The organism is Rhizobium sp. TRM95796, from assembly GCF_025779995.1.
Lineage (GTDB): Bacteria > Pseudomonadota > Alphaproteobacteria > Rhizobiales > Rhizobiaceae > Rhizobium_E.
This window is the reverse complement of the sequence record NZ_JAOXHE010000002.1, coordinates 239,445-264,980: the sequence shown is the minus strand read 5'-3', so window position 1 is coordinate 264,980 and position 25,536 is coordinate 239,445. Positions and strand designations below refer to the sequence as shown.

Sequence of the window (25,536 nt, the reverse complement as noted above, 5' to 3'; positions counted from 1 at the left end):
CTAATCCAGTTATCCTTACATTAGCAGCTTCGAATTATTGATGGCGTTCCAACCAAAGGCGGGGCGCCGTGTTCCAATCGCTGATGAAAGATCGCTCGGGAAATTTCGCCATGATGGCGGCGTTGCTGATTGTCGTGCTCTGTATGTCGATCGGTTCGGCCCTCGACTACATGTCCGCCTTGGACGCCCGCCAGAAACTGCGGCAAGCGGCCGATTCCGCTGCGGTCGGGGCGATCGCGGAACAATCCGTCGGGGTTCTCGCCGCGCTGACCAACGGCAGCACCGGCGCGATCGCCGAGGCGGAAGCGGACGCGCAACAATGGTTCAGGACCAACACAGACGCCAAGACGCTGGCCTATCTGACCGATTTCAGTTTCGACATCGAGAGAAACAGCACCACCTTCACGTCTCGCGTCGAGTTTCACGCCAGCGTGCCGACGACCTTTTTGAAGATCGTCGGCAGGAATTCGATCGACATCGCCGGGTCCGCCACCGGAACCTATTCGCCGGTCACCTATACCGACTTCTATCTGATGCTCGACAATTCCCCCTCGATGGGTCTGGGCGCGACGACCAGCGACATCGCGCTGCTGGAATCCAACAATGGCGGTTGCGCTTTCGCCTGCCATATCGAGGGAAGCACCAACGACGCCTATGCGCTCGCCAAGACGATCGGCGCGACCCTTCGCATTCAATTGGTGGCGTCGGCGACGCAATCGATGATCAGCACGGCCAAATCCACCCGTCGCTATAACGACCAGTACCGCATGGCGCTTTACACGATGGGCGCCGCCGCGACCAACGCCGTGCTCACTGAAGTCGCCGCGATGTCGTCCAATCTCGATACGATCAAGACGGCCGCCGGCACGGTCGACATCATGAGCATCCCTCATCAGAACTACAACAACGATCAGCAGACCGATCTCTTGACCAATTTGACGTCGCTGAAAGCGACGATGGGAACGGGCGGCCAAGGACTGAATTCAGCGGACCGGCAAAAGGTGCTGTTCCTGGTCAGCGACGGCGTCGAGGACGCCAGCCGAGCAAACGGTTGCCTCAAGAAGCTCAGTGGAAACACGCGGTGCCAGCAGCCCATCGACACGTCGGTCTCAACCAAGATCAAGGCCAACGGCGTCCGTATCGCAGTCCTCTACACGACCTATTTGGAGATCGGCAACAACGGTTGGTACAACACGTGGATCAAGCCGTTCCGCAGCGAAATCGCCACGAATATGAGGGCTTGCGCAAGCGACGGTCTCTATTTCGAAGTCAGCCCGTCGAGCGGCATCGCCGACGCCATGAACGCGCTGTTTCTCAAGGTCGTCAACATGCCCCGCCTGACGGGCTGACGCATCGATCAGCCTTCGCCGCGAATCCATATCGCCCGCGCCGACGCGGAGCGGTCCTGACCAAGACGCTCTTTCAGAAAAGGCAGGAGGATGTCGAGTTCGCCCTTCAGCGTGAAGGGCGGATTGACGATGATGAGGCCGGTTCCGGTCAGGCCGGTCGTGTCGCGCTCGCTGCGCACGGTCAGTTCCACCGCAAGCGTCTTGGGGATTTCGAGCGCATGCAGCGCCGAATGAAACTCTTGTATCGGCGCGCCCTTCTTCAACGGGTACCAGAGGCAATAGACGCCGCCAGGGAATTTGCGCCAAGCCTTGCCGAGATAGTCGGCGAGGCGCCTGTATTCGCCGTCCTTCTCAAAAGGCGGATCGACGAGGATCAGGCCGCGCTTCTCCTTGGGCGGCACATGCGCATTCATCGCTAGCCAGCCGTCGAGATGGGTGACGCGGGTCTGGAAGTCGCCGTCGAAATTGGCGTGCAGCGTCTCGTAATCGTCGGGATGCAGCTCCATCAGCGACAGCCGGTCCTGGCTGCGCAGCAGATGGCGGGCGATCTTCGGCGAGCCGGGATAGAATTGCACGCCGCCGTCTGGATTGAGCGATGTCACCGCCTGGAGATAGGGCGCCAGAAGCGGCGCGACCTTGGCCGGAATATTCTTTTCCAGAAGTCGTCCGACGCCGTCGAGCCATTCGCCGGTCTTCTGCGCCTCTTCGCTGGAGAGGTCGTAGATCCCGATGCCGGCATGGGTGTCGATCACGCGGAAGGGCTTGTCCTTCTGCTTGAGGTAGTCGACGAGCCGCGCCAGCACGGCGTGCTTGAGGACGTCAGCGAAATTTCCGGCGTGGTAGATATGGCGGTAATTCATGATTTCCGGTGAAGTCGGGATGATATTTGTCAATGCGCGCGAGCCCGGCTAGCGGCGCGGCGTCGGCTGAATTATACCGATAGCATGAACATTGCGACCCGCCCCTCCGAAAAAATCGCCATCGGTCATTCGGCTTGTCCGCATGACTGTCCCTCCACCTGCGCGCTCGATATCGAGATCCTGCCCGACGGCAAGATGGGCCGGGTGCGCGGCGCCGACAACAGCTACACCGCCGGCGTGATCTGCGCCAAGGTGGCGCGCTATGCCGAACGGCTCTATCATCCTGACAGGCTGATGCATCCGATGCGGCGCACGGGCGCCAAGGGCGCGGGCTCCTGGCGGCAGGTCACCTGGGAGCAGGCGCTGGACGAGATCGCCGAGGCCTTCGCCAAGGCTGAGGCGAAGGACGGCTCCGAGAGCGTTTGGCCCTATTTCTATGCCGGCACGATGGGCTGGGTGCAGCGCGATTCGATCGAGCGGCTGACGGCGGCCAAGAAATATTCCGGCTTCTTCGATTCCATCTGCGTCAATCCCGCCTGGACCGGATATGTCATGGGCACCGGCCAATTGCGCGGCCCCGATCCGCGCGAAATGGCCAAGTCCGATTGCGTGGTCATCTGGGGCACCAATGCGGTCTCGACCCAGGTCAATGTGATGACGCACGCCATGCGCGCCCGCAAAGAACGCGGCGCGAAAGTCGTGGCGATCGACATCTACGACACGCCGACCATGAAGCAGGCGGATCTGAAACTGATCCTCAAGCCCGGCACGGATGCGGCGCTCGCCTGCGCCGTCATGCATGTCGCCTTCCGCGACGGTTACGCCGACCGGGACTATATGGCCCGCTATACCGATGATCCCCAGGGTCTCGAGGCGCATGTCGCGAATAAGACCCCGCAATGGGCCTCCGCCATCACCGGGCTGTCGGTCGAGGAGATCGAGACGTTCGCCCGCCTCGTGGGCGAGACGAAGAAGAGCTATTTCCGCCTCGGCTATGGCTTCACCCGTTCGCGCAACGGCGCGGTGTCGATGCATGCGGCGCTGTCGGTGGCGAGCGTGCTCGGCTCCTGGCAATATGAGGGCGGCGGCGCCTTCCACAGCAATTCGCATATTTTCGGCATGGACAACCGGCTTCTGACCGGACGGTCGCTGGTCGATCCCTCGATCCGCGAGCTTGACCAGTCCGAACTCGGCCGCATCCTGACCGGCGACGCCCGCGCGCTGCGCAACGGCCCGCCTGTGACGGCCATGCTGATCCAGAACACCAATCCGGCCAATGTCATGCCCGAGCAGCGGCTGGTGCGGCAGGGTTTCGCCCGCAACGACCTGTTCGTCGCCGTCCACGAGCAATTCATGACCGAGACGGCCGAGATCGCCGATATCGTGCTGCCGGCCACCATGTTTGTCGAGCATCACGACATCTATCGCGGCGGCGGCCAGAGCCACATCATGCTCGGGCCGAAGCTGGTAGAGCCGCCTCAGGATGTTCGCACCAATCTCTTCGTCATCGAGGAACTGGCCAAGCGTCTTGGCGTCGCCGACCAGCCGGGCTTCGGCATGAGCGAACGCGCGCATATCGAGCGCATCCTCTCGGTTCCCGGCCTGCCCAGCTATGACGATCTCCTCAATGACCGCTGGTTCGACCGCCAGCCGGATTTCCGCACCGCTCATTATCTCGACGGTTTCGCCCATCCCGACGGCAAGTTTCGCTTCCGGCCGGATTGGGTGGGGCAGAAGGGCTCTGTGCGGCCGCCGGATTCCATCGGCCTGCTCGGCCCCTATGACCGGCTGCCGGAATTTCCGGATTACTGTCCCGTCATTGAGGAGGTGGATGAGGCGCATCCTTTCCGCCTCGCCACGCCGCCGGCCCGCAACTTTCTCAATTCGAGCTTCACCGAAACCCGCACATCGCGGGAAAAGGAAGGCCGCCCGGAAGTGATGATCGCGCCCGCCGACGCCCTGGCGCTCGACATCCAGGCCGGCGACATCGTCACGATCGGCAATGACCGAGGTTCGATCCGCATCCATGCGCGGGTGACCGAGACCACCAAGCCGGGTGTGCTGATCGTCGAGGGGCTCTGGCCCAACAAGGCGCATCTCGACGGCGAAGGCGTCAACGTGCTGACGGGCGCCGACAATGTCGCCCCCTTCGGCGGCGTCGGCCTGCATGACAACCGGGTCTGGCTGCACAAGTAGGCCTTTTCCCGCGACCCGTTTCATGTAAAGCCGGTCGCGGGAGGATCGTGATGGACAAGGGCAGACGACATGGACGCTAAGCCTTCCCGCAAGGTCGATATTCTCACATCGGAGACGCTCTACAAGCGCTTCGTGCATCTGCAACGGCTGACCGTCGAGCATGAGACGCTGAAGGGCGGCCGCCAGACGCTGAGCCGCGAGATCCATGATCATGGCAACGCCGCCACCATCCTGCTCTACGATCCCGCCCGCAAAAGCGTGATCCTGGTCCGGCAATTGCGCGTGCCGCCGGTGCTGAACGGCGATGACGGCTGGCTGATCGAGACGCCCGCCGGCCTGCTCGACGGCGATGATCCCCTGAGCGCGATTATCCGCGAGGCGATGGAGGAGACCGGCTACCGCATCGACCGCGCCGATTATCTCTACGACGCCTATATGTCGCCGGGGACGCTGACCGAGCGCGTCTCCTTCTTCGCCGCCGAAATCGATGTGACCCAGAGACAGGGCGAGGGCGGAGGTCTGGAAGAAGAAGGCGAGGATATCGAGATCCTCGAAGTGCCGCTGAAGGACGCGTTCGAGATGATCGCAGCCGGCAAGATCGCCGACGGCAAGACGATCATGCTGCTGCAATGGGCGGTGATGAAATACGGCCTTTGACGCCTCAGGGCGCGCCGTTGTCCGCCAGCTTCATGGTGGGAACCAGGCTCGCATAGGCCGCCGACGCCGCGAGCCGCGCCATCGGCGTGCCGGGATCGAGTTTCGAGGCGACGGACAGCGCCGTGATGCTGCAATTGCCCTGGCGCTTGCGGATCACTTTACAGGCGTCGGCCGCGGCCGCATAGATTTTCTGCCGCTGCCGGTCGGCTTCCGCAAAATAGAAGCGCTTGCGCATATATTCCGAACCGGGCGTCGACCGCGTCAGCGCAAAATCGTAGCGGCCGTCGCGGTCGCGCTTGCCAAAAGGCTGCGCCTCGCGGAACGCGAGCTGTAATTGATATTCGAAGGTATTGGCGCCGATGCGTCGGCCGGTCGCGGCCACCGGCATGCACTCAGCGGCAAGCGGTCCGAGCATCAGCGCGCATTCGCGCTCCGCCATCTCCTGGGTTCGCGCGGCGGCCTCATCGGCAAGCTGTGCGAGATCGCGAGGCCGGTCGGCGCCGGTCTTCTTCAACCCGATGGGAACCTGCACCGTGACGATCACCCGCCGCTCTGGCAGCAACTCGCCATGGCCGTTGACCAGTCGATAGGCGTTGCGCTTGATCGGGTCCTTGAGGCTCGCCGGCGTCACCTGCCGGTCGATGGCGGCGGCGTCCCCCTTCCAGGCGTCCGCCCGCGCCTCCATGGCCTGACCCAACCGCGAGAGCGTCAGCGCATTGTTGATCCACAGGCCCGTCAGCGCCAGGATCGGCGCGAGCAGCAGCACGCCGCCGAGGATCGCCAGCCGCTCCTGGCGCTTGGTGAGGACCAGATAATATTTCTTCCGCAAATTCGACATCAGCGCCGCCGGTTCATTCAGCGCTCATTCAGGGCGAGGCGCGTTAAGGCAGGCTTAACGGCGCTCTCGGTCGATCCGATGGGGTTGAGGGCGGGTTAGGAGAATGGGGAGAATTTTAGGGAATGTTCGGGCGGAGACAGCGGCGGCGCACACCTTCATCGCCGTCATCCTCGGCCTTGTGCCGAGGATCTAAGACATCGAACAATATCAAAGCGTTGCAGATGCTCGGGACAAGCCCGAGCATGACGGAGGAGAGGTTTTTGCACGTCGCGTGACGGCTCCTCTCACCATAAACACAGCTAGAAGACCCGCAGACCTCACCCGAACGACATCAGCCGCGATTCCGCGTTGGTCTCGACCACGCCGCCCGCAAACTTCGCCACCGCAGCCTTGTAGATCTCATGCTCCACCTTCAGCACCCGCGCCGCCAAGCCGTCCGGCGTGTCACCCGCGAGGATCGGGGCGACGCCCTGCGCCAGCGCCGGGCCCTCGTCCATGCCTGGGGTGACGATATGCACCGTGCAGCCCGACACCTTCATGCCGGCCTCGATGGCGCGCTGATGGGTGTGAAGGCCCGGAAACAGCGGCAGCAGGGAAGGGTGGATATTGAGGATGCGCCCCTCATAGGCGGCGATGAAACCGGCCGACAGCAGGCGCATATAGCCGGCGAGGCAGATGACATCAGGCGCGATCTCGGCGAGACGAGCGAGGATCGCCGCCTCATGCTCGGCCTTGGAGCCATAGCCCTTGCGCTCGAACACATGGGTCGTGACGCCCAGCGCTTCCGCCTTGGCGATGCCGCCAGCTTCTGCTTTGTCGGAGATCACGGCGACGAAGTCCACCGGGTAATGGGCATCGCGCGCCGCCTCGAGCAGCGCGACCATGTTGGAGCCGCTGCCCGAAATGAAGATCACGCCGCGCTGTTTGATCATAGGCCGAGACTGCCCTGATAGGCGACGCCGGCCGCGCCCTCGGTGCGGGCAATCATGCGGCCGAGGCGAACGACGGTTTCACCTTCGGCAGTCAGGACGTCCGCCACCGCGTCGGCCTGATCGGGTGCGACCACCAGCACCATGCCGACGCCGCAATTGAAGGTGCGCAGCATCTCGCGCTCGGCCACGCCGCCCACGCTGGCCAGCCATTTGAACACCGGCTTGACCGGGATGGCGGCGAGGTCGATTTCGGCGGCCAAGGTCTTGGGCAGCACGCGCGGAATGTTTTCCGGGAAGCCGCCGCCGGTGATATGGGCGAGCGCCTTGATCGCGCCGGTCTCGCGGATCGCCTTGAGCAGCGGCTTCACATAGATTTTGGTCGGCTCGAGCAGCGCTTCGCCGAGCGTCTTCTCTGCGTCGAACGGCGCTTGCGCGTCCCAGCCGAGGCCGGAGAGTTCGACGATCTTGCGCACCAGCGAATAGCCGTTGGAGTGAACGCCCGAGGAGGCGAGGCCGAGAATGACGTCGCCTTCGGCCGCATCCGCCTTGGGCAGCAATTCGCCGCGCTCGGCGGCGCCGACGGCGAAGCCTGCGAGATCGTAGTCGCCTTCGCGATACATGCCGGGCATTTCAGCCGTTTCGCCGCCGATCAGCGCGCAGCCGGCCTGGCGGCAGCCTTCGGCGATGCCGGCGACGATCGCGGCGCCCTGGTCGGGATCGAGCTTGCCGGTGGCGAAATAATCGAGAAACAACAGCGGCTCTGCCGCTTGCACCACGAGATCGTTGACGCACATGGCGACCAGATCGACGCCGACAGTGTCATGCTTGCCGGCCTCGATCGCCACTTTCAGCTTGGTGCCGACGCCATCATTTGCCGCCACCAGAATGGGATCGTTGAAGCCGGCCGCCTTGAGATCGAACAGGCCGCCGAAGCCGCCGATTTCGACATCCGCGCCGGGGCGGCGGGTGGAGCGCACGAGCGGCTTGATTTTCTCGACCATCAGATTGCCGGCGTCGATATCGACCCCTGCATCCGAATAGGTCAGGCCATTTTTGCCATGTTCGCTCATCGCTCTCTCCGGTGAGATAAGGAAATAAGGCGGCCAATGGCATGGACAGCCCAGAATTTCAAGGAACGAGCCGGTTCCAGACGCGATTATCTGTTGGTTTCATCCGACCAAGAGCCACCGGGGAGCTTTTGCGGAAAGCATGCGCCCCGTCGAGGGCCTGTTCCTTCCCGCTATCTGATCTGTTGCGCCGCCTTGAGCCGGACGAGCTTTGAATCCGGTCGCGGCCTGAATGTGATAAATTCATTAAATAAGAGCGACAAAATAAACGATTTTGTTACCAACGCGCTTATAGTCTGCGTAGAACAACCTGCGGCGATGACGCAGCAGGGCAGGGAAGGCGATGACGGATGGCTCAGGTAAAGCGCGCATTCGACCCCGCTTCAGCGGATGTCGCAACGGCGGAGGCGTCTCCTGATCAGACCGCAAGCCAGCTGCAATTCTGGATCGATTGCATGGGCGGCCCGGTCCTGGTCGCTGAAAAAGGGTCCCGCACCGTCAGTTTCTGCAACAAGACCGCGCATAACTTTTTCATTCCCGGCTCGCCGTCCCCGGTTGGGCGCTTGATCGACGAACTGATCGGCGTCGCCGCCAGCCTGCTTCTGACGCAGATCTGGTCGATTCCTCAAAACGGCGCGATCAGCGAGCCGTTCATCATCAAGTCCGTGCTGGACGACAAGGAGCGCCTTCTGGTCACCCATGTCAGTTCGGTCCGCGTCGAAGGGCGCGATCTGCGTCTCTATAGTTTTCGCGACGCCCCGCCGTCCGACACGCTCGGCATGGTGAATTGGCAGTTGAATCTCATGGAGCTTCTGAACTGGCTGCCGCTGGGTTTCGAAGTGGCGACTCTTCGCGACGAGGTCCAGTTCGTCAATTCGGGCTTCAAGCAGATGTTCGGCTATGACTTGGACCAGTTGGAGGATGCCGAGGACTGGTGGCGACTCGCTTATCCGGATCCCGATTATCGCGCCATGGCGCGGCAGAAATGGGAAGACGAGATCGCCGCCGCGCGCCGTGAAAACCGCGAGATGACGCCCTTCGATCTCGATGTGAGGACTGCTAGCGGGGAAACGCGACGCATCCAGTTCCGCCATCGCGCCATCGGGCATTTTCATCTGAATCTCTATCTCGATGTCACCGCCGAGAGACTCTACGCCCAGCGCATGCAGAAACTGGCGGAAATCGATCCGTTGACCGGCCTGCTCAATCGCCGCTCCTTCTTCGAGCAGACATCCGAGATTCTGTCGATCGACGGCGGCGACGAAGCGAAGCATGTCGTATTGATGCTGGACATCGACCACTTCAAGCAGCTCAACGACCTGCATGGCCATGCGGTGGGCGATCTGGCGCTGGAAGCCTTCGCCCGCTGCTGTCACGGGGTCGTGCGGGGGCGGGATGTGGTCGCCCGTCTGGGCGGCGAGGAATTTTGCGTCTTCCTTCGCTCCGTCACGCTCGACAAGGCGATCGAGGTCGCCGAACGCATCCGCGCCGCCACCGAAGAGCTCGAGATCGAGGCAGGCGGCGCGCCTGTCAGGATCACCGTCAGCATCGGCCTCGCCCAATGTTGGTCGGGAGAGAACGCGGTGGATCAGGCGCTTCGCCGCGCCGACGGCCTGCTCTACCAGGCCAAGATGAACGGCCGCAACCGGGTTGCTCACTAGCGGGCTGGGCGCATCCGCCATCGGCCCAGCTTGACCGTTCCGCCGCATCTGCCTATTCCCTGAAGGCGTGCAGCGCGGAAGGACCGAGGCGATGATGACCACCCATATTTCCGGCCAGAGCCTGAAGCGTCAGATCCTGTTCTGGTCGCTCGTGCTCGCATTGTTCATCGGCTTTCTCTACCTTTTTTCCTCGATCCTGCTGCCTTTCGTGGCCGGGATGGCGCTCGCCTATTTTCTCGATCCGGTCGCCGACTGGCTGGAGCGCAGAGGGCTGAGCCGAATGGCCGCCACGGCGCTCATCCTGATTTTCTTCGTGCTGCTGCTGATCGTCGGCCTGATCGTCGTGATCCCGCTCCTGGCCTCGCAGGCGTCCGATTTCGCGCAGAAGGTTCCGGGTTACCTGACCCAGTTGCAGCAATTGGTGGCGGACGCGGACTCCCATTATGCGCCGGCCTGGCTGAAGAGCCAGCTCGCCACCGTGAAGCAGAATTTCTCCCGCTATGTCGGCGAGGGCGCGAGCTTCATCGGCGGTCTCGTGGTGCAGATCTGGGCGTCGGGCAAGGCGCTGGTCGACATCCTCTCGCTGCTCGTCATCACCCCCGTCGTCGCTTTCTACATCCTGCTCGATTGGGACAAGATGGTCGCCAAGGTCGACAACTGGGTGCCGCGCGACTGGTCGCATACGGTTCGGCGGCTGGCGAGCGAGATGGACGATGCGATCGCCGGCTTCGTGCGCGGCCAGGGATCGATCTGCCTGATCCTCGCGATCTTCTACGGCGGCAGCCTCACGCTGGTCGGGCTGAATTTCGGCCTGTTGATCGGCATCGTCTCGGGCGTCGTCTCCTTCATTCCCTATCTCGGGTCACTGCTGGGCTTCTTCCTGTCGGTAGGCGTGGCGCTGGTGCAGTTCTGGCCGGATTATCCGTGGGTCCTGTTGATCGGCGGCATCTTCTTCATCGGCCAGTTCATCGACGGCTACATCCTGCAGCCCAAGCTGATCGGCGAAAAGGTCGGCCTGCATCCGGTCTGGCTGATGTTCGCGTTGCTGGCCTTCGGCGCCCTGTTCGGCTTCGTCGGACTGATGGTGGCCGTGCCGGCCTCGGCCTCGATCGCCGTGCTCGTCCGCTACGCCATCTCGCGCTATCTTGAAAGCGACCTCTATCACGGCTATGGCGCACGGATCGGCGCAAGCGAACGCGCCGGAGTTCTTCCTCCGCCAGAGAGATGACATGACCGCTTCCGACGCACGGAAACCCGAACAATTGCCGCTGAGCTTCTCGCACGAGGCGGCGCAGGGCCGGGACGATCTGGTTGTTTCCAGCCCGTTGAGCGCCGCGGCCGCGCTGATCGATCGCTGGCCGGATTGGCCTTCGCCGGTGGTCGTCCTCGCGGGGCCGCCGGGTTCGGGCAAAACGCATCTGGCCGAAATCTGGCGAAAGACGGCGTCCGCCGCCCGCCTGGCCGACGAGACTGTCGACGACGCGGTGCGCCTGGCTGAAATCGGCCCGGTGCTGGTCGAGGACGCCGACCGCAACGCGTATGACCAGACGCTGCTGTTCCACATCATCAACGCCGCGCGCGCGCATGGACAGAGCCTTCTGATCACCGCGCGCGTCCGTCCCACGGCCTGGGGCGTGACGCTGCCGGACCTGATGTCGCGGCTCAAGGCCGCGACCCTGGTCGAGATCGGTCCGCCCGACGACGCGCTGCTGACGCAGGTGCTCTACAAACTGTTCGCCGATCGGCAATTGATGATCGACGAGAAGCTCGCGGCCTATATCGTCGGCCGCATGGAGCGGTCGCTCGCGGCCGCGCAGAGCATCGTCGACAAACTCGATCGGCTGGCTCTGGCGCGTGGCGTCAAGCTGTCCCGCGCGCTCGCCGCGGAGGTTCTGAAGGGCGAGGCTGGCGACGCTTGACTGTCACGGAACTGTCGTCATTCTGTAATAGTCCCGGCTCACAAATGCCCCGACGCCATCCAGAGAACGGATTGAATTCATGAACATCAGCGCGCCCGAAGCAAACGAGACGGAAGCCCACGCAATCGCCATGGATGCGCCCGCCAATCCGCTCCGCCAAAGCGACGAGCGCTTCATCAACCGGGAATTTTCCTGGCTGCAGTTCAACCGTCGCGTTCTCGAGGAAACGCTGAACACCAACCATCCGCTGCTCGAGCGGGTCCGCTTCCTGTCGATTTCGGCCAACAATCTCGACGAATTCTTCATGGTCCGCGTCGCCGGTCTCGAAGGCCAGGTGCGCGCCGGCGTCGCCATCAAGAGCCCGGACGGCAAGACCCCGGGCGAACAACTCGACGCGATCCTCAAGGAAATCAACAATCTGCAGATGGAGCAGCAGGCGGCGCTGGCCGTGCTCCAGCAATATTTGGCGCGCGAGGACATCCTGATCGTCCGTCCCGGCGCGGTGTCCAAGGAAGACCGCAAATGGCTGGAGAAGGAATTCGACGAGTCGCTGTTTCCGGTGCTGACGCCGCTCTGCATCGACCCGGCCCATCCGTTCCCGTTCATCCCCAATCTCGGCTTCTCGATGGGGCTGCAACTCTCCAGCCTGTCGGGCAAGGAGCCGATGACGGCGCTGATCCGCCTGCCGCAGGCGCTCGACCGCTTCATCCGGCTGCCCGACAAGGATGGCGCGCTGCGTTATATCACGCTCGAAGACACGGTGCTGCTGTTCATCAACAAGCTGTTTCCCGGCTATAAAGTCGAGGGATCGGGCACGTTCCGGATCATCCGCGACAGCGATATTGAAGTCGAGGAAGAAGCCGAAGATCTGGTGCGCTTCTTTGAAAGCGCGCTGAAGCGCCGCCGCCGCGGCTCTGTGATCCGCATCGAGACCGATTCCGAGATGCCGCAGTCGCTCCGCCAGTTCGTGACCCACGAGCTCGGCGTGCCGGAAAACCGCATCGCGGTCCTGCCGGGCTTCCTCGCGCTCAACACACTTTCCGAGATTGCCAAGGCCCCGCGTGAAGATCTGCGCTTCGCCCCATACAATGCTCGTTTCCCGGAGCGGGTGCGCGAACATGCCGGCGATTGCTTCGCGGCGATCCGCGAAAAGGACATGATCGTCCACCACCCCTATGAAAGCTTCGACGTGGTGGTGCAGTTCCTGATCCAGGCGGCGCGCGATCCCGACGTCGTCGCCATCAAGCAGACGCTCTACCGCACCTCCAACGACAGCCCGATCGTGCGCGCCCTGATGGACGCCGCCGAAGCCGGCAAGTCCGTCACCGCGCTGGTCGAACTCAAGGCGCGCTTCGACGAGGAGGCCAATATCCGCTGGGCCCGCGACCTGGAGCGCGCCGGCGTGCAGGTGGTGTTCGGCTTCATCGAATTGAAGACTCACGCCAAGATGAGCATGGTCGTCCGCCGCGAGGACAATCGCCTGCGCACCTATTGCCATCTCGGCACCGGCAACTATCACCCGGTCACCGCCAAGATCTATACCGACTTGAGCTTCTTCACCTGCAATCCGGTGATGGCGCACGACATGGCCAACATCTTCAACTTCATCACTGGCTATGGCGAGCCGGAGGCGGGGATGAAGCTCGCGATGTCGCCGACCACGCTGCGTCCGCGCATCCTTCAGCATATCCACGAAGAGATCGAACACGCCAAAGCAGGCCGTCCGGCGTCGATCTGGATGAAAATGAACTCGCTGGTCGATCCCGACATCATCGATGCGCTCTATGACGCTTCCGCCGCCGGCGTGAAGGTCGAGCTGGTGGTGCGCGGCATCTGCTGCCTGCGTCCGCAAGTCGAGGGCCTCTCGGACAATATCTGGGTGCGCTCGATCGTCGGCCGCTTCCTGGAGCACAGCCGCATCTTCTGCTTCGGCAACGGCTATGGCCTGCCGCATGAAAAGGCGCTGGTCTATATCGGCTCCGCCGACATGATGCCGCGCAATCTCGATCGCCGCGTGGAAACGCTGGTGCCGCTCATCAACAAGACTGTGCATGAGCAGGTGCTCTCCCAGATCATGCTGGCCAACATCATTGACAACCAGCAGTCCTACGAGATACTTCCCGATGGTACCTCCAAGCGCTGTGAAGTGCGCGACGGAGACGAGCCGTTCAACGCGCAGGTCTACTTCATGACCAATCCGAGCCTGTCTGGCCGCGGAGAATCCCTGAAGTCGAGCGCGCCAAAACTGATCGCCGGCAGGTTGCCTTCCGGCAGGAAGTAATACCGGATTTTCATGGTTGAGTCTGAAGCCCAAGGGCGTTTGCCCGGCATCGTGCCTGTTTCCATCGTCGATATCGGCTCGAATTCCATCCGCCTCGTGATCTATGAGGGCATGAACCGCGCCCCGGCCATGCTGTTCAACGAAAAGGTCATGTGCGGCCTCGGCAAGGGCATCGCACAGACCGGGAATATGGATCCGGGCAGCGTCGAACGGGCGCTGACGGCTTTGCATCGCTTCAAGGCGCTCTCGAAGCAGGCGCGGGCGCGCACCATGTATGCGCTGGCGACCGCCGCCGCGCGCGAGGCCGCCAACGGCCCCGATTTCATCGCCAAGGCCGAAGCCATTCTCGGCTGCCGCGTGCGGGTGCTGACCGGCGAGGAAGAAGCGCAGTTTTCAGCGCTCGGCATCATCAGCGGCTATTTCGACGCCGACGGCATCGTCGGCGATCTCGGCGGCGGCTCGCTGGAGCTCATCAATGTCAGGGGCGCGGATTACGGCCAGGGATTGACCATGCCGCTGGGCGGCATCCGCCTGTCCGAATTCTCCGGCGGCGACCTGCCGCGCGCCCAGGCCTATGCGCGTAAACTGGTGCGCGCCGTGCCTTTCCTGAAGGAAGGGGAGGGCCGCACCTTCTATGCTGTCGGCGGCACCTGGCGCAGCATCGCCAAGCTGCATATGGAGCTCAACAAATATCCGCTGCACATGGTGCAGGATTACCGTATGCCGTTTCAGGAGGCGATGAGCTTCCTGGAAGCCGTGATCCGCAACAAGGAGCAGAAGGAGCCGGCCTATCAGGCGGTGTCCCGCAGCCGTCGCGCGCTTCTCCCCTATGGCGCGATCGCCATGCGGGAAGTGATCAGCGTCATGAAGCCGGCCTCGATTTCCTTTTCGGCGCAAGGCGTGCGCGAAGGCTATCTTTATTCGCTCCTGCCCAACCATGTGAAGATCCTTGATCCTCTGGTGTCGGCCGCCGACGAACTGGCCGTGTTGCGCGCCCGCTCGCCCGAACATGCGCGCGAACTCGCCGACTGGACGGGCCGCATGCTGCCGCTGTTCGGCGTGTCCGAAACCAGGGAGGAAGCGCGCTATCGCCGCGCCGCCTGCCTGCTCGCCGACATCAGCTGGCGCGCCCATCCCGATTATCGCGGTCTGCAGGCGCTTAACATCATCGCGCATTCCTCCTTCATCGGCATCACCCATGCCGGGCGGGGCTATCTCGGCCTGGCGAATTACTATCGCTTCGAAGGATTGAACGACGACAGCGCGACCGGCGAACTCGCCGCTATGGCCACGCCGCGACTTCTCTGGCTGGCGAAGCTGCTCGGCGGCATGCTGCGGGTTCTCTATCTCTTCTCCGCCTCGATGCCGGGCGTCGTCCCGCGCCTGAGACTGGAAAAGCCCGTCGACCCGTCCAAGGGTCTCGATCTGGAATTCGTGGCGCCCGCCGAATTCGAGGAATTTGCCGGAGAGCGGCTGGATGGCCGTCTCGCCCAGCTTTCCAAGCTCACCGGCAAGAAGCTCGGCTTCCGCTTCGGCTGATCTTTGCGGACTTCACGCATTCGTTCTCAATTGGTTGTTACCGCCTTTTCACGCCGGGTGAAACGAGCGTTTCATATCGGCACGAATTTGCGCCATTATTGGAAATCGTCTGTTAACCTACTTATTCGGCTCGCTTTTTTCAGTTTCGGGTAAGCATGCTTCTGAGCAAAAATCTAACACTTCTAAGCTAGAACCTCCTCATCGGATCAACACCTGAGGGGGCTACAATGATCAAGGTGACTATCGGGGACAAAGCTGGCAATTACGATTTCGATCTGTCCGGCATCGATATGAAGGAGATTTGGGACACCAACGCGCATGTCCCTTCCAAGGTCGAACTGAAAGGCGAATCCAAGGGCGTGATCACCGCCACTATCCTGGTCGAAGAAAAGGGCAAGGAAGCCGACGCCGCAATCGAACTCACGGGAAAGTTCAGCGCTAAAGCGCTCGAGAAGCTCGACTACGACAAGCTTCTGGTCTCCGTCTCGTCCCTGACCTATTACGAGAAGGGCGTCGAAACCTACACGATCTCCGGCCTCGATCTGTCGAGCGCCGACATCAAGAGCAACAAGACGCTGGCCGCCTATCTCAACGGCGAAACCGTCCAGATCGTCGGCAACGACAAGGACAACGAACTGGCCGGCAGCGCCGGCAAGGAAATCTTCGTCGGCGGCAATGGCGACGACGTCTATTATGTCACGTCCAAGGACGGCGTTCAGGAAGACAAGAACGCAGGCGACGACACGGTCGTCGGTTCCGGCAAACTCGATCTTTCCGACTATAAGAACGTGGAAAACCTCACCGGCGGCAAGTCGAACGACGACTTGACCGGCTCGTCGGGCGCCAACACGCTCGATGCCGGCGCGGGCAACGATACGCTGGACGGCAATGGCGGCAAGGATGTGCTGATCGGCGGATCCGGCGACGACAGCTACTATGTCACCGGCGGTGAAACCATCAAGGAAGCGGCCGGCAAGGGCGGCGGCGTCGACACCGTGATCGGATCCGGCTCGGTCAGCCTCGCCAAGTTCGACAACATCGAAAACCTCGTCGGCGGACGCAAGGACGACAATCTCACCGGCAACTCCGGCGACAACGTGATCGACGGCGATCGCGGCGCCGACAGAATGTCCGGCGGCGCGGGCGACGACACCTACATCGTCGACAACGCCAAGGACTCCGTGATCGAAACCGACAAGAAGGGCCATGACACGGTCGAAACGTCGGTCTCCTTCAGCATCGAGAAATTCAAGCTGGTCGAAGACCTCTATCTCGTCGGCAAAGGCGACATCAAGGGCGCCGGCAACGTCGCCGACAACGTGATTGTCGGAAATTCGGGTGACAACGTCATCGAAGGCGGCGAGGGCGACGACGAACTGAGCGGCGAGGGCGGCGTTGACACATTCGTCTTCAACAAGGGCGACGGCGAAGACGTGATCACCGACTTCGACGCGAAGGGCTCCGACCACGAACAGATCGAAGTCAACGGCTACGGACGGAAGTTTGATTTCGACGATATCGACATGTCTTCCACGAAGAAGGGCGTCGAACTTGAATTCGCCAATGGGGACTCGATCTTCCTCGAAGGCGTGAAGAGCAAGGATATCGACGCCAGCGACTTCCAGTTCTGATCATCAAAAAGCAAAGACGCCGCCGCGATGCCTCGCGGCGGCGTCTTTGCGTCTCGGACATTCAGTCCGTTGCGAGATCGACCACGTCGACGCTGCGATTGACGAACCGCAACGCCAGTTCTCCACGGATCAATTTCAGCGCCGGCAGACCGAACAGGTCGCGCCTCCAGCCTTTGAGCGCCGCGACATCGGCCTCTTCGCCCTTGGCTGCGATCATGTCGAGATCGTCGGAAGAGGCGATGATCTTCGCCGCCACGCCATGCTTCTCCGCCGTCAGCTTGAGCAGCACTTTGAGGAGCTCGACGGCCGAACCGTTGCCTTCGGGCAGGGCCTGCTGCTTGGGCAGCTTCGGCAGATCGGACTTGGGAAGGGCGAGCGCGGCATTCACGGCTCCGAGAATCGCCCCGCCCGTCTGCGAGCGTTCGTAGCCCTTCGGAATGGTCCGCAGCCGTCCCAGCGCCTCGCTGTCCTTCGGCGCCTGCTGGGCGATCTCGAATATCGCCTCGTCTTTGAGGACGCGGCCGCGCGGCACGTCGCGGCTGCGCGCCTCGCGCTCGCGCCAGGCCGCGAGGTTCATGAGGATCTGCAACTCGATGGGCTTGCGAATGCGCATCCTGAGCCGCTGCCAGGCATTGTCGGGATGGAGGTCGTATGTCTCTGGAGATTCGAGGATCGACATCTCTTCCGCCAGCCATTCCGAACGATTTTCGCGCTCGAGCTGACCCTTGAGATGCAGATAGACGTCCTTCAGATGCGTGACGTCGGCGATCGCGTAATCCAGTTGCTTGTCGCTGAGCGGCCGATGGCTCCAGTCGGTGAAGCGCGAGGATTTGTCGAGCTGAACATTGCAGATCTTCTGCACCAGGCTGTCATACGATGCGGAGTCGCCGAAGCCGCAGACCATGGCGGCGACCTGCGTATCGAACAGCGGATGCGGGATCAATCCGCCCCGGTTGTAGATGATTTCGATATCCTGCCGGGCGGCGTGGAACACTTTGGTGACGCCGGAATCAGCCATGAGCCTGAAGAACGGCGCGAGATCGAGACCGGGCGCCAGGGGATCGACGATCGCGTCCAGCTCCGGGCCGGAAAGCTGGATCAGGCAGAGTTGCGGCCAGAAGGTGGTTTCCCGAAGGAATTCCGTGTCTACGGTCACATAATCGCTTTTCGCGAAGGTTTCGCAGGCTTTGGCGAGTTCGGCGCTGTCGGAAATGATGAGCATTTAACGGAAATCCATGAAGAATACAGGCGCGACGCAGTGGAAGCAGAGTGTCTATTCACAGCTTCCGGACAGGGAAATCAACCCTTCGGCGACGACGGCGGGCCTCCGTGAACATCTTTGTCCCGAAACGCGCCTGATTTCTCGATGGACATCGAACCGTAGGCCCGCTGTCGCCATGACGGCGTCGTCTCTATCCAGGCGTCGACGTCACGGAAACGGCGCCCCATCGACCGCCTGGACGAAGGTCGCGCCGACGAGCGCGATGCTCGCGAACAATGTCAGGATGACGCCGATCCGCGCCTGCTTCGGCGCAAAGCGATCCAGCAGCAGGCCGGCGAGGGGAAGCGCCTGCATGATATGCGTGGCGAAGAAATGCGGAACGCGCAGATCGCCGCCCGTGCGCGACCAGCCGAACAGGAAAAGGCCGCCGGCATCGCTGCGCACGCCGCCGACCCAGTGACCGGGCCCGTCGATCTGACCGCTTGCGAGAACGAAGGCGGTGACCAGGGTCAGAACCGAGCCCGCCGCCAATCCCCAACCGGCGCCATATCGCAGCCCCGCTCCGACGTCGGGCCTGGGGCGCCGCAGTATGTAGACGCCGATCACCAGGCAACTCAGCACCAGCAGCGCCGCGCCGACCCCCATGACGCTGTAGGCGGCGGCCTCGAAGGCGGTCTGGTCGTTGAAATGGGATGCTCGTCCGCGCGCGGCTTGCAGGGTGATATAGAGGATCTCCGCCGTCGACGTCAGCGCCGCCGTCGAGGCCGCGATCCGGAAAAACCGGCTTGCCCGGGCTTGGTTTGCGACGATCGGCGCGAGCCATAGGAGCGTCGCCAGGAGCATGATGAGCGATGCCTGGAATTTGAGCGGTTTGATCCAGATGCTGACTCCATTCAGAAGCCTGTCGTCGAAGCCCAGCGCAATCAGGCTGGGCGCGGCCAGAGCCAGTTGCAGGCCGATCGCAAGAGCCAGCGGGCGTCGATAGAGATCGCCCTCGGCGATCGTCTGCGGAATTGTCGGGGCGGCCCGAACCATGGAAAAGGACGTCATGTTCTCATTGCCTTGTCGAGGATTGCGGATGTCACCGTCTCGGATCGGCGGACGATCAGGAAAATCAGCAGGCCGATCGGTCCGAACATGAAGGTCGCCAATAGGATCGGGACCTGAAAGATGCGGCTCCAGCCCAGGCGATCCGCCTCCGTCGCGATCCAGAGGCCGACGAACAGGTCGAACGCCAGATAGTGGATCCAGCCGGCCGTCAGGCCGGCATCGTTGAGAAACAGCGACCGGACTTCGCCGATCGATCCGAAGCCGCCGCCCTCGATGCGAAAGAAGTAGACGAAGATCAGTAGAGCGTAGGCCAGCGACAAACCCGCGATCAATCCGCCGCGGATCGCGGTCATCACGATCGGCGCGCGAGGCGCGAGCGTCAGGACGAGCCACCCGGCCATGGCCGCTCCGCTCGCCAGAGAGAACACCGTATCGAAATTCATCCGCTCGCCTCCGATCTTGTCGCCGCCAAGATTAAACTTGTGCATGAATCTTGGCGTTGTCAAGATCAGTTTTGACAGGAGCTTGCCGACCGCGCTATGGAGAGCCATGGTCAGGAACAAACGATACCATCATGGCGATCTCCGGCAGACGCTGGTCATCGAGGCGCTCGGCTTGCTGGAAGAGGGAGGGATCGAAGGTCTGTCCCTGCGCAAGATCGCCGCCCGGGCGGGCGTGTCTCACGCCGCCCCCGACCATCATTTCCCCACCCTGCGCCACTTGCTGAACGGGCTTGCAGTCGAGGGATTTCGACGCTTCGGCGCATCGATGCGTTCGGAAATGCAGGCTTCGCCGCCTGCCCCGGCGGACCAGTTGCGCGCGGCGACGCGCGGCTATCTGAATTTCGCGGTCGGCCAGCCGCATCTGTTTCGCCTGATGTTCAGCGCCGACCGGTTGGATTGGTCGGATGCGGAGCTCGTCGAGGCGGCGACCGGCCCGCGCAGTCTCCTGAGCGACATATGCCGCCCCGTTGCGGTGATCCGGGGAATGGACACGCCGGAGGGCCGCGCGAGCATCGAGCAGCTCGTATGGTCGCAGATCCACGGTTATTCGCATCTCGCGATCGACGGGAAGTTTCCGCTGGGCGAAGAGGGGCCCTGCGAGCCGAGGGCGGCGCTGTTCGACCTCACCGGCCTTCTGTTTCCATAGAGAAACAGCAGCCTTCGGCGCGGGATCGGCGCTCGGATCAAAACAGCTCGAACAGGTCCCTGTCGAGATCGGACTTGTCCATATCCTGGAGAATCAGTTGCTCGCCGGACGCCAGCGTCAGGACGACATCGTCGCCGTCCTCCGTCCTCTTCATCCCCGCATAGAGATAAGAGTCCAGATAGATCAGATCGTGTTCCGAACCTACGTGGTCGAAATCGGAAATCGTGTCCTTGCCGCCGCCGCTGGCGAATTCGAAAATGTCCTCGCCTGCGCCGCCGGACAGCCTGTCGTTGCCCGTGCCCCCGGAAAGAATGTCGTCGCCGCCGCCGCCGCTCAGCGTATCGGCGCCGTCACCGCCGTCGAGGGCATCATCGTCGTTTCCGCCGAACAGCCTGTCATTGCCGGAGTCGCCGTAGAGCGTGTCGTCGCCGTCATCGCCGGAGATCGCGTCGCCGCCTTCGTAGCCATAGACGGTGTCGACGCCCGCTCCGCCGTTCAACTGATCGGCGCCGTCATAGCCGTGCAACGTGTCCTTGCCGGCTCCCCCCAAGAGCTTGTCCTTGCCGCCATGGCCGTAGAGCATGTCGTCGCCGGCGCCGCCGTTCAGCGTGTCGTTGCCGAGGAAGCCCCAGACATAGTCTGCTCCGTCGGTGCCCGTCACGATGTCGTCGCCGGACATCAGCCCATGCATGATCCGCTTCATGTCGTTTGACAGATCGAAGGCGTCATAGATCGTCTTGGCTTTGACGGAGACGTCGCTGAACTGATAGAGCGTATCGCCGTCCGCATCGAGAAATTTCGCGCCGGTGACCGTTCCCTTGACGATGTCGCCTTTGCCGTTCTCCTCGAACTTGGCGCCGGTGAGGATCATCTGCGCGCCGTTCTCATCCTCGAAGACGAGCTTGGTCGAACCGACGGAGTTGAGCTTCAACGACTCTTCGTCATAGAAGTCCGTGAGCGAGGCTCGATCGCCGAGGGCGGAAAAATATGTGACCTTCGCCATCATGGCGCTCCCGTTCCGTTGGTCTCGCGACGAGGCTAGACAGATTCGATCAGGCTCTACAACCTTGCCTGGTCAGTTCGCCATGACCGCCGGCCGCCCATCAGCCTTGACAAATCCGGCGCGTCATGCGCTTGTCCCGCCGGATTCCAAAGCCCGAGAATCCGCGTCTTTCGCGGATTGCCCCAAGACAAGAATGCAGGATCAGACCATGCACCGCTATCGCAGCCACACTTGCGCCGCCCTCCGTAAAACCGACGTCGGATCGACCGTCCGCCTTTCCGGCTGGGTGCATCGTGTCCGCGATCACGGCGGCGTGCTGTTCATCGATCTGCGCGATCACTACGGCATGACCCAGGTCGTGGTCGATCCCGATTCCCCGGCTTTTGCGGCGGCGGAGAAAGTCCGCGGCGAATGGGTCATCCGCATCGACGGGAGCGTCAAGGCGCGGTCGGACGACACCGTCAACAAGAACATGGCCACCGGCGAGATCGAGCTTTACGCGCAGGAGATCGAAGTTCTCTCCGCCGCCAAGGAATTGCCGCTTCCCGTGTTCGGAGAGCTCGAATATCCCGAAGACATCCGCCTGAAATACCGTTTCCTCGATCTGCGCCGCGATACGCTGCACAAGAACATCGTCAAGCGCACCCAGATCATCGCCGACATGCGCGCGCGCATGTCCTCGGCCGGCTTCACCGAATATACCACGCCCATCCTGACCGCCTCGTCGCCGGAAGGCGCGCGCGACTTCCTCGTGCCGAGCCGCATCCATCCCGGCCAGTTCTTCGCCCTGCCGCAGGCGCCGCAGCAGTACAAGCAGCTGTTGATGGTGGCGGGTTTCGACCGCTATTTCCAGATCGCTCCCTGCTTCCGTGACGAAGACCCGCGCGCCGACCGCCTGCCGGGCGAATTTTACCAGCTCGACGTCGAAATGAGCTTCGTGACCCAGGAAGACATCTGGAACACGATGGGTCCGCTGATCACCGAAGTGTTTGAAAAATTCGCCGACGGCAAACCGGTCACCAAGAACTGGCCGATGATCCCCTATGACGTCGCGATCCGCAAATACGGCTCCGACAAGCCCGACCTGCGCAACCCGATCGAAATGCAGAACGTCACCGAACATTTCGCCGGCTCCGGCTTTAAGGTGTTCGCCAACATGATCGCGTCCAACCCAAAGGTCGAAGTCTGGGCGATCCCGGCCAAGACCGGCGGCTCCCGCGCCTTCTGCGACCGCATGAACGCCTGGGCGCAGTCGCTGGGTCAGCCCGGCCTCGGCTATATCTTCTGGAAGGAAGAAGACGGCAAGACCGCAGGCTCCGGCCCGCTCGCCAAGAATATCGGCGAAGAACGCACCGACGCCGTACGCGCCCAGCTCGGCCTTGAAGCGGGCGACGCCTGCTTCTTCGTGGCCGGCGAGCCCGCCAAGTTCTACAAATTTGCCGGTGAAGCCCGCACCCGCGCCGGCGAGGAACTCAACCTCGTCGATCGCGACCGCTATGAACTGTGCTGGATCGTCGACTTCCCCTTCTTCGAATGGAGCGAGGAAGACAAGAAGATCGATTTCGCCCACAACCCGTTCTCTATGCCGCAGGGCGGGCTCGAAGCGCTGGAAAGCCAGGATCCGCTCACGATCAAGGCCTATCAGTACGATGCGGTCTGCAACGGTTTCGAAATCGCCTCGGGGTCGATCCGTAACCAGTCGCCGGAACTTATGGTCAAGGCGTTCGAAATGGTCGGGCTCAGCCAGGCGGATGTCGAAGAGCGCTTCGGCGGCATGTATCGCGCCTTCCAGTATGGCGCGCCTCCGCATGGCGGCTGCGCCTTCGGCATCGACCGCGTGGTCATGCTCTTGGTCGGCGCCAAGAACCTGCGCGAAATCACGCTGTTCCCGATGAACCAGCAGGCGCAGGATCTGCTGATGAACGCGCCGTCGGCCGCCACGCCCAAGCAGTTGATGGAACTGTCGCTGCGGGTGATCCCGCCGGCGAAGAAGGACTAATCCTTCGAAATCTCGATGTGGAAAGGGCGCCGGTTTCGGCGCCCTTTCTGTTTGCGGCTTATTCGGCGTTGGCCTTGACCTGGACATTCAGGGTCTTGGCGAGATCGGCGGGATTGCCCATCGCCGCGCCCATGATCTGCGGGACGGGCAACGGCTGCCCCGGCGTCGCGGAGACCTCGATGCTCTTGGGATCGTCGAGATAGGCGTTGATCGCCGAGGAGATCTGCGCCTGCAGATCCGGAATGTTGAGTTGCGCCAGCATCATCGGCGCCATGCCTTTGAGCGACTGGGCGAACTGCTTGCCGTCGACGCCCTGCTGCTTGCCGGCATAGTCCAGCGCCTTGGCGGTGATGCCGGCGTCTTCGAAGCGGATCGAGGCGCCGTTATAGCTCAACTGCTGCATCAGGCCGAGCATGGCCATGCCCAGCGCCTGCTGGCCGGCTTCCTTATTCGGGTTCGCCTCGGCGGCCTTCAGGGCTTCCTGCATGTTCTTGACGAAATCGAGCGTATAGCCCGACATCGAGAAGGTGACGTCGAGACGGCCGACATTGTCGAAATCGAAGGCGTATTCCGTCAAGTTCATCTTGCCGTCGGCCAATGTCCAGTCGGCCTTCATGGTGATGTCGCCCGAGATGGTTTCAAGGCCGAGCGCCTTGATCGTGTCCTGCGCCTTGGGATCGGGAGCCGAGGAGGCGTCGATCTTGATGCCGCTGACGGAAGCGTCCATGTCGATCTTGGACTCGTCGTCCGACAGAGTGTAATTCGCCGTCACCTCAGCGAGGCTCGCGACTTCCTTGCCCTTGTCGGTCACCACGACCGCGCCGATATGCACGGTCTCCGGCATCATCAGCGAATCGAGCGAGCCGGGCTCCGCATTGGCGGGAAGGTAGAGACCTTCGAGATAGATGTCCTTGGCGGTGACGCCGCCTTCCTTTTCCTTGACGTCGATATCCGCGAAGCTCGCTTTCTCGATCGTATAATTGCCTTCCTCTTCGGTGACGCCTTCGAGCGTCACGTCGCCGAGCGGCAGCACGGTGTCGTTCGGCTCCTGGGTCGTGGCTGCCGAAACAGTGAGTTTCGCGCCTGTGAGGGTGACGGTGTCGCCATCGACCTCCGTTCCCTCGGCCGAGAGCGTCACGCCATTCGCCGAGGTGAGCTTGTTGAAGTTCGTGACGATTTCCTGACCGTCGAGGGCATAGGCGTTGTGCGCGAGCGCAGTGAACGATGCGCCGGCGAGAAGCAGGCCAATGAGGCGTTGGCGGTTCATGAAACTCCCTTTCATGGTTTGGTCACTAACCGGTCGGCGGAACCGATGGTCCTGGCGTCTGAACGAAGCGGCCGACGGAATTATTCGACTTGCGATGACAAAAAGGGCGCTTCCGCGGCAAAGGCGCGAAGCGGCTCTTAAATCCCGGCAACGCCGTTGACGCCGAGGTTAATGCGCAGGCGCCCAAATAGGAAGATCTAAAATGATGCGGCGGACGATCCCCGAGTATCGGCCCGCCGCTCGGATATGGCTTCATTCCACCGTGATGTTGATGAACATCGCGCGGCTGTTATAGACCTGAGTCAGCGGAATCTCGGTCTTGCCGATACCGACGCGGGCATAGTCTTTGCCGCGATATCCCTTGTCCGGCGTGTAGAAGATCGCCGTGCCGTAAACCGGCCGACCCTTGCAGTTCTTGGGAACGTCGGTCAGGTTCAGCTTCATCCATTTGGAAAAGATCTTGCCGTGCTTGGGCTCGGTCAGCACCTTGAACGTGGGCTTGCTGCCGAAGGCGCAATTCAATTCGGAATAGACGTAGAAGAAGGTGAGGCCCGACGTCTTGTTGGCCGGAACCTTGTAATCCTCGGCCTGGGCGGCAAAACCCGCGGCGATGAAAGTGGCCGCGGCGAGGACGGTTTTAATTAAGCGACGCATAACTGCTCCATGAATGATCGATGCGATGCCGATCGTCGTCATGCGTCCGTGTAAAAAACCCGTCACGGATTCCGGCGGCGTTCGAACATCATCGAAAGCACCGCTTCCGACGAGGGGCAGGATTAGTCGTCGGAGCGGAAAATTGCAACCAGAGAGACACGAGATCGATCGTTCGAATACATTAGGCGTTGCTTTATTTCTGGACGTCGCCTGGCCGCTGTCCACAGCCCAATCGCCTGCGCTTCTTGCTCCTGCCGCCTTA

21 protein-coding genes are annotated in these 25,536 nt (G+C 62.2%); 11 read left to right on the top strand and 10 right to left on the bottom strand.

Translation table 11 applies throughout. From position 1 onward, the window contains the following. The first annotated feature begins 68 nt into the window (after positions 1-68). Complete coding sequence (locus tag OCK01_RS07340) at positions 69-1,349, top strand: TadE/TadG family type IV pilus assembly protein (RefSeq protein ID WP_263823189.1); 1,281 nt, start codon at positions 69-71, stop codon at positions 1,347-1,349. Positions 1,350-1,357: 8 nt separating this feature from the next. Here the strand turns inward: OCK01_RS07340 and OCK01_RS07335 are convergent, their stop codons facing one another. Beyond that, positions 1,358-2,209, bottom strand: a complete 852-nt coding sequence (locus OCK01_RS07335; protein ID WP_263823188.1) for a 23S rRNA (adenine(2030)-N(6))-methyltransferase RlmJ — start codon at positions 2,207-2,209, stop codon at positions 1,358-1,360. An 84-nt stretch (positions 2,210-2,293) separates the two neighbouring features. On the opposite strand from OCK01_RS07335, the gene OCK01_RS07330 reads away from it, so the two are divergent. Both OCK01_RS07330 and OCK01_RS07325 read left to right on the top strand, forming a co-directional pair. Continuing rightward, a complete protein-coding gene (locus tag OCK01_RS07330) occupies positions 2,294-4,405 on the top strand; it encodes a molybdopterin oxidoreductase family protein (RefSeq protein WP_263823187.1) in 2,112 nt (703 codons plus the stop codon). 69 nt (positions 4,406-4,474) lie between these two features. Continuing rightward, on the top strand, positions 4,475-5,062 hold the full coding sequence (locus OCK01_RS07325) for an NUDIX domain-containing protein (RefSeq protein WP_263823186.1): 588 nt from the start codon (positions 4,475-4,477) through the stop codon (positions 5,060-5,062). A gap of 4 nt (positions 5,063-5,066) precedes the next feature. Here OCK01_RS07325 and OCK01_RS07320 read toward each other — a convergent pair whose 3' ends face one another. The 3 genes from OCK01_RS07320 to purM all read right to left on the bottom strand — a co-directional run bounded on the left by OCK01_RS07320 (position 5,067) and on the right by purM (position 7,902). After that, complete coding sequence (locus OCK01_RS07320; RefSeq protein ID WP_263823185.1) at positions 5,067-5,900, bottom strand: hypothetical protein; 834 nt, start codon at positions 5,898-5,900, stop codon at positions 5,067-5,069. A gap of 317 nt (positions 5,901-6,217) precedes the next feature. Continuing rightward, on the bottom strand, positions 6,218-6,832 hold the full coding sequence (gene purN, locus OCK01_RS07315) for a phosphoribosylglycinamide formyltransferase (RefSeq protein WP_263823184.1): 615 nt from the start codon (positions 6,830-6,832) through the stop codon (positions 6,218-6,220). Then, the gene (gene purM, locus OCK01_RS07310) at positions 6,829-7,902 is read right to left on the bottom strand and encodes a phosphoribosylformylglycinamidine cyclo-ligase (RefSeq protein WP_263823183.1); all 1,074 of its coding nucleotides are present in this window, start codon (positions 7,900-7,902) and stop codon (positions 6,829-6,831) included. Before purM ends, purN begins: the two co-directional genes overlap by 4 nt. A 347-nt stretch (positions 7,903-8,249) precedes the next feature. On the opposite strand from purM, the gene OCK01_RS07305 reads away from it, so the two are divergent. From OCK01_RS07305 to OCK01_RS07280, 6 genes are all read left to right on the top strand, one after another. Then, positions 8,250-9,560 carry a GGDEF domain-containing protein gene (locus tag OCK01_RS07305; protein WP_263823182.1) on the top strand — a complete coding sequence of 437 codons (1,311 nt, stop codon included), beginning with the start codon at positions 8,250-8,252 and terminating at the stop codon, positions 9,558-9,560. A gap of 94 nt (positions 9,561-9,654) precedes the next feature. Further along, positions 9,655-10,788, top strand: a complete 1,134-nt coding sequence (locus tag OCK01_RS07300) for an AI-2E family transporter (RefSeq protein WP_263823536.1) — start codon at positions 9,655-9,657, stop codon at positions 10,786-10,788. A 1-nt stretch (position 10,789) separates the two neighbouring features. After that, positions 10,790-11,479, top strand: coding sequence for a DnaA regulatory inactivator HdaA (gene hdaA / locus OCK01_RS07295; protein WP_182826656.1), 690 nt, complete (start codon positions 10,790-10,792; stop codon positions 11,477-11,479). 130 nt (positions 11,480-11,609) lie between these two features. Further along, on the top strand, positions 11,610-13,760 hold the full coding sequence (locus tag OCK01_RS07290; protein ID WP_246697520.1) for an RNA degradosome polyphosphate kinase: 2,151 nt from the start codon (positions 11,610-11,612) through the stop codon (positions 13,758-13,760). A gap of 12 nt (positions 13,761-13,772) precedes the next feature. Continuing rightward, complete coding sequence (gene ppx, locus OCK01_RS07285) at positions 13,773-15,299, top strand: exopolyphosphatase (protein ID WP_263823181.1); 1,527 nt, start codon at positions 13,773-13,775, stop codon at positions 15,297-15,299. Between the two features lie 227 nt (positions 15,300-15,526). Further along, positions 15,527-16,930: a calcium-binding protein gene (locus tag OCK01_RS07280; RefSeq protein ID WP_263823180.1), complete on the top strand. Its 1,404-nt coding sequence runs from the start codon at positions 15,527-15,529 to the stop codon at positions 16,928-16,930. A 61-nt stretch (positions 16,931-16,991) separates the two neighbouring features. Here the strand turns inward: OCK01_RS07280 and rnd are convergent, their stop codons facing one another. From rnd to OCK01_RS07265, 3 genes are all read right to left on the bottom strand, one after another. Further along, positions 16,992-18,152: a ribonuclease D gene (rnd, locus tag OCK01_RS07275; protein WP_210275409.1), complete on the bottom strand. Its 1,161-nt coding sequence runs from the start codon at positions 18,150-18,152 to the stop codon at positions 16,992-16,994. Between the two features lie 207 nt (positions 18,153-18,359). Then, positions 18,360-19,202 carry a hypothetical protein gene (locus OCK01_RS07270; RefSeq protein WP_263823179.1) on the bottom strand — a complete coding sequence of 281 codons (843 nt, stop codon included), beginning with the start codon at positions 19,200-19,202 and terminating at the stop codon, positions 18,360-18,362. Further along, positions 19,199-19,690, bottom strand: coding sequence for an ABA4-like family protein (locus OCK01_RS07265; protein WP_263823178.1), 492 nt, complete (start codon positions 19,688-19,690; stop codon positions 19,199-19,201). The genes OCK01_RS07270 and OCK01_RS07265 overlap by 4 nt, the downstream gene beginning before the upstream one ends. Positions 19,691-19,751: 61 nt before the next feature. Between OCK01_RS07265 and OCK01_RS07260 the strand changes: the two genes are divergently transcribed. Beyond that, positions 19,752-20,351, top strand: coding sequence for a TetR/AcrR family transcriptional regulator (locus OCK01_RS07260; RefSeq protein ID WP_263823177.1), 600 nt, complete (start codon positions 19,752-19,754; stop codon positions 20,349-20,351). A 37-nt stretch (positions 20,352-20,388) separates the two neighbouring features. Here OCK01_RS07260 and OCK01_RS07255 read toward each other — a convergent pair whose 3' ends face one another. Then, positions 20,389-21,354, bottom strand: coding sequence for a calcium-binding protein (locus OCK01_RS07255; protein ID WP_263823176.1), 966 nt, complete (start codon positions 21,352-21,354; stop codon positions 20,389-20,391). Between the two features lie 208 nt (positions 21,355-21,562). Between OCK01_RS07255 and aspS the strand changes: the two genes are divergently transcribed. Then, the gene (aspS, locus tag OCK01_RS07250) at positions 21,563-23,353 is read left to right on the top strand and encodes an aspartate--tRNA ligase (protein ID WP_263823525.1); all 1,791 of its coding nucleotides are present in this window, start codon (positions 21,563-21,565) and stop codon (positions 23,351-23,353) included. Between the two features lie 58 nt (positions 23,354-23,411). Here aspS and OCK01_RS07245 read toward each other — a convergent pair whose 3' ends face one another. Next, positions 23,412-24,620 carry a hypothetical protein gene (locus OCK01_RS07245; RefSeq protein ID WP_263823524.1) on the bottom strand — a complete coding sequence of 403 codons (1,209 nt, stop codon included), beginning with the start codon at positions 24,618-24,620 and terminating at the stop codon, positions 23,412-23,414. A gap of 252 nt (positions 24,621-24,872) precedes the next feature. After that, on the bottom strand, positions 24,873-25,499 hold the full coding sequence (locus OCK01_RS07240; RefSeq protein ID WP_263823523.1) for a hypothetical protein: 627 nt from the start codon (positions 25,497-25,499) through the stop codon (positions 24,873-24,875). Between the last annotated feature and the right edge of the window lie 37 nt (positions 25,500-25,536).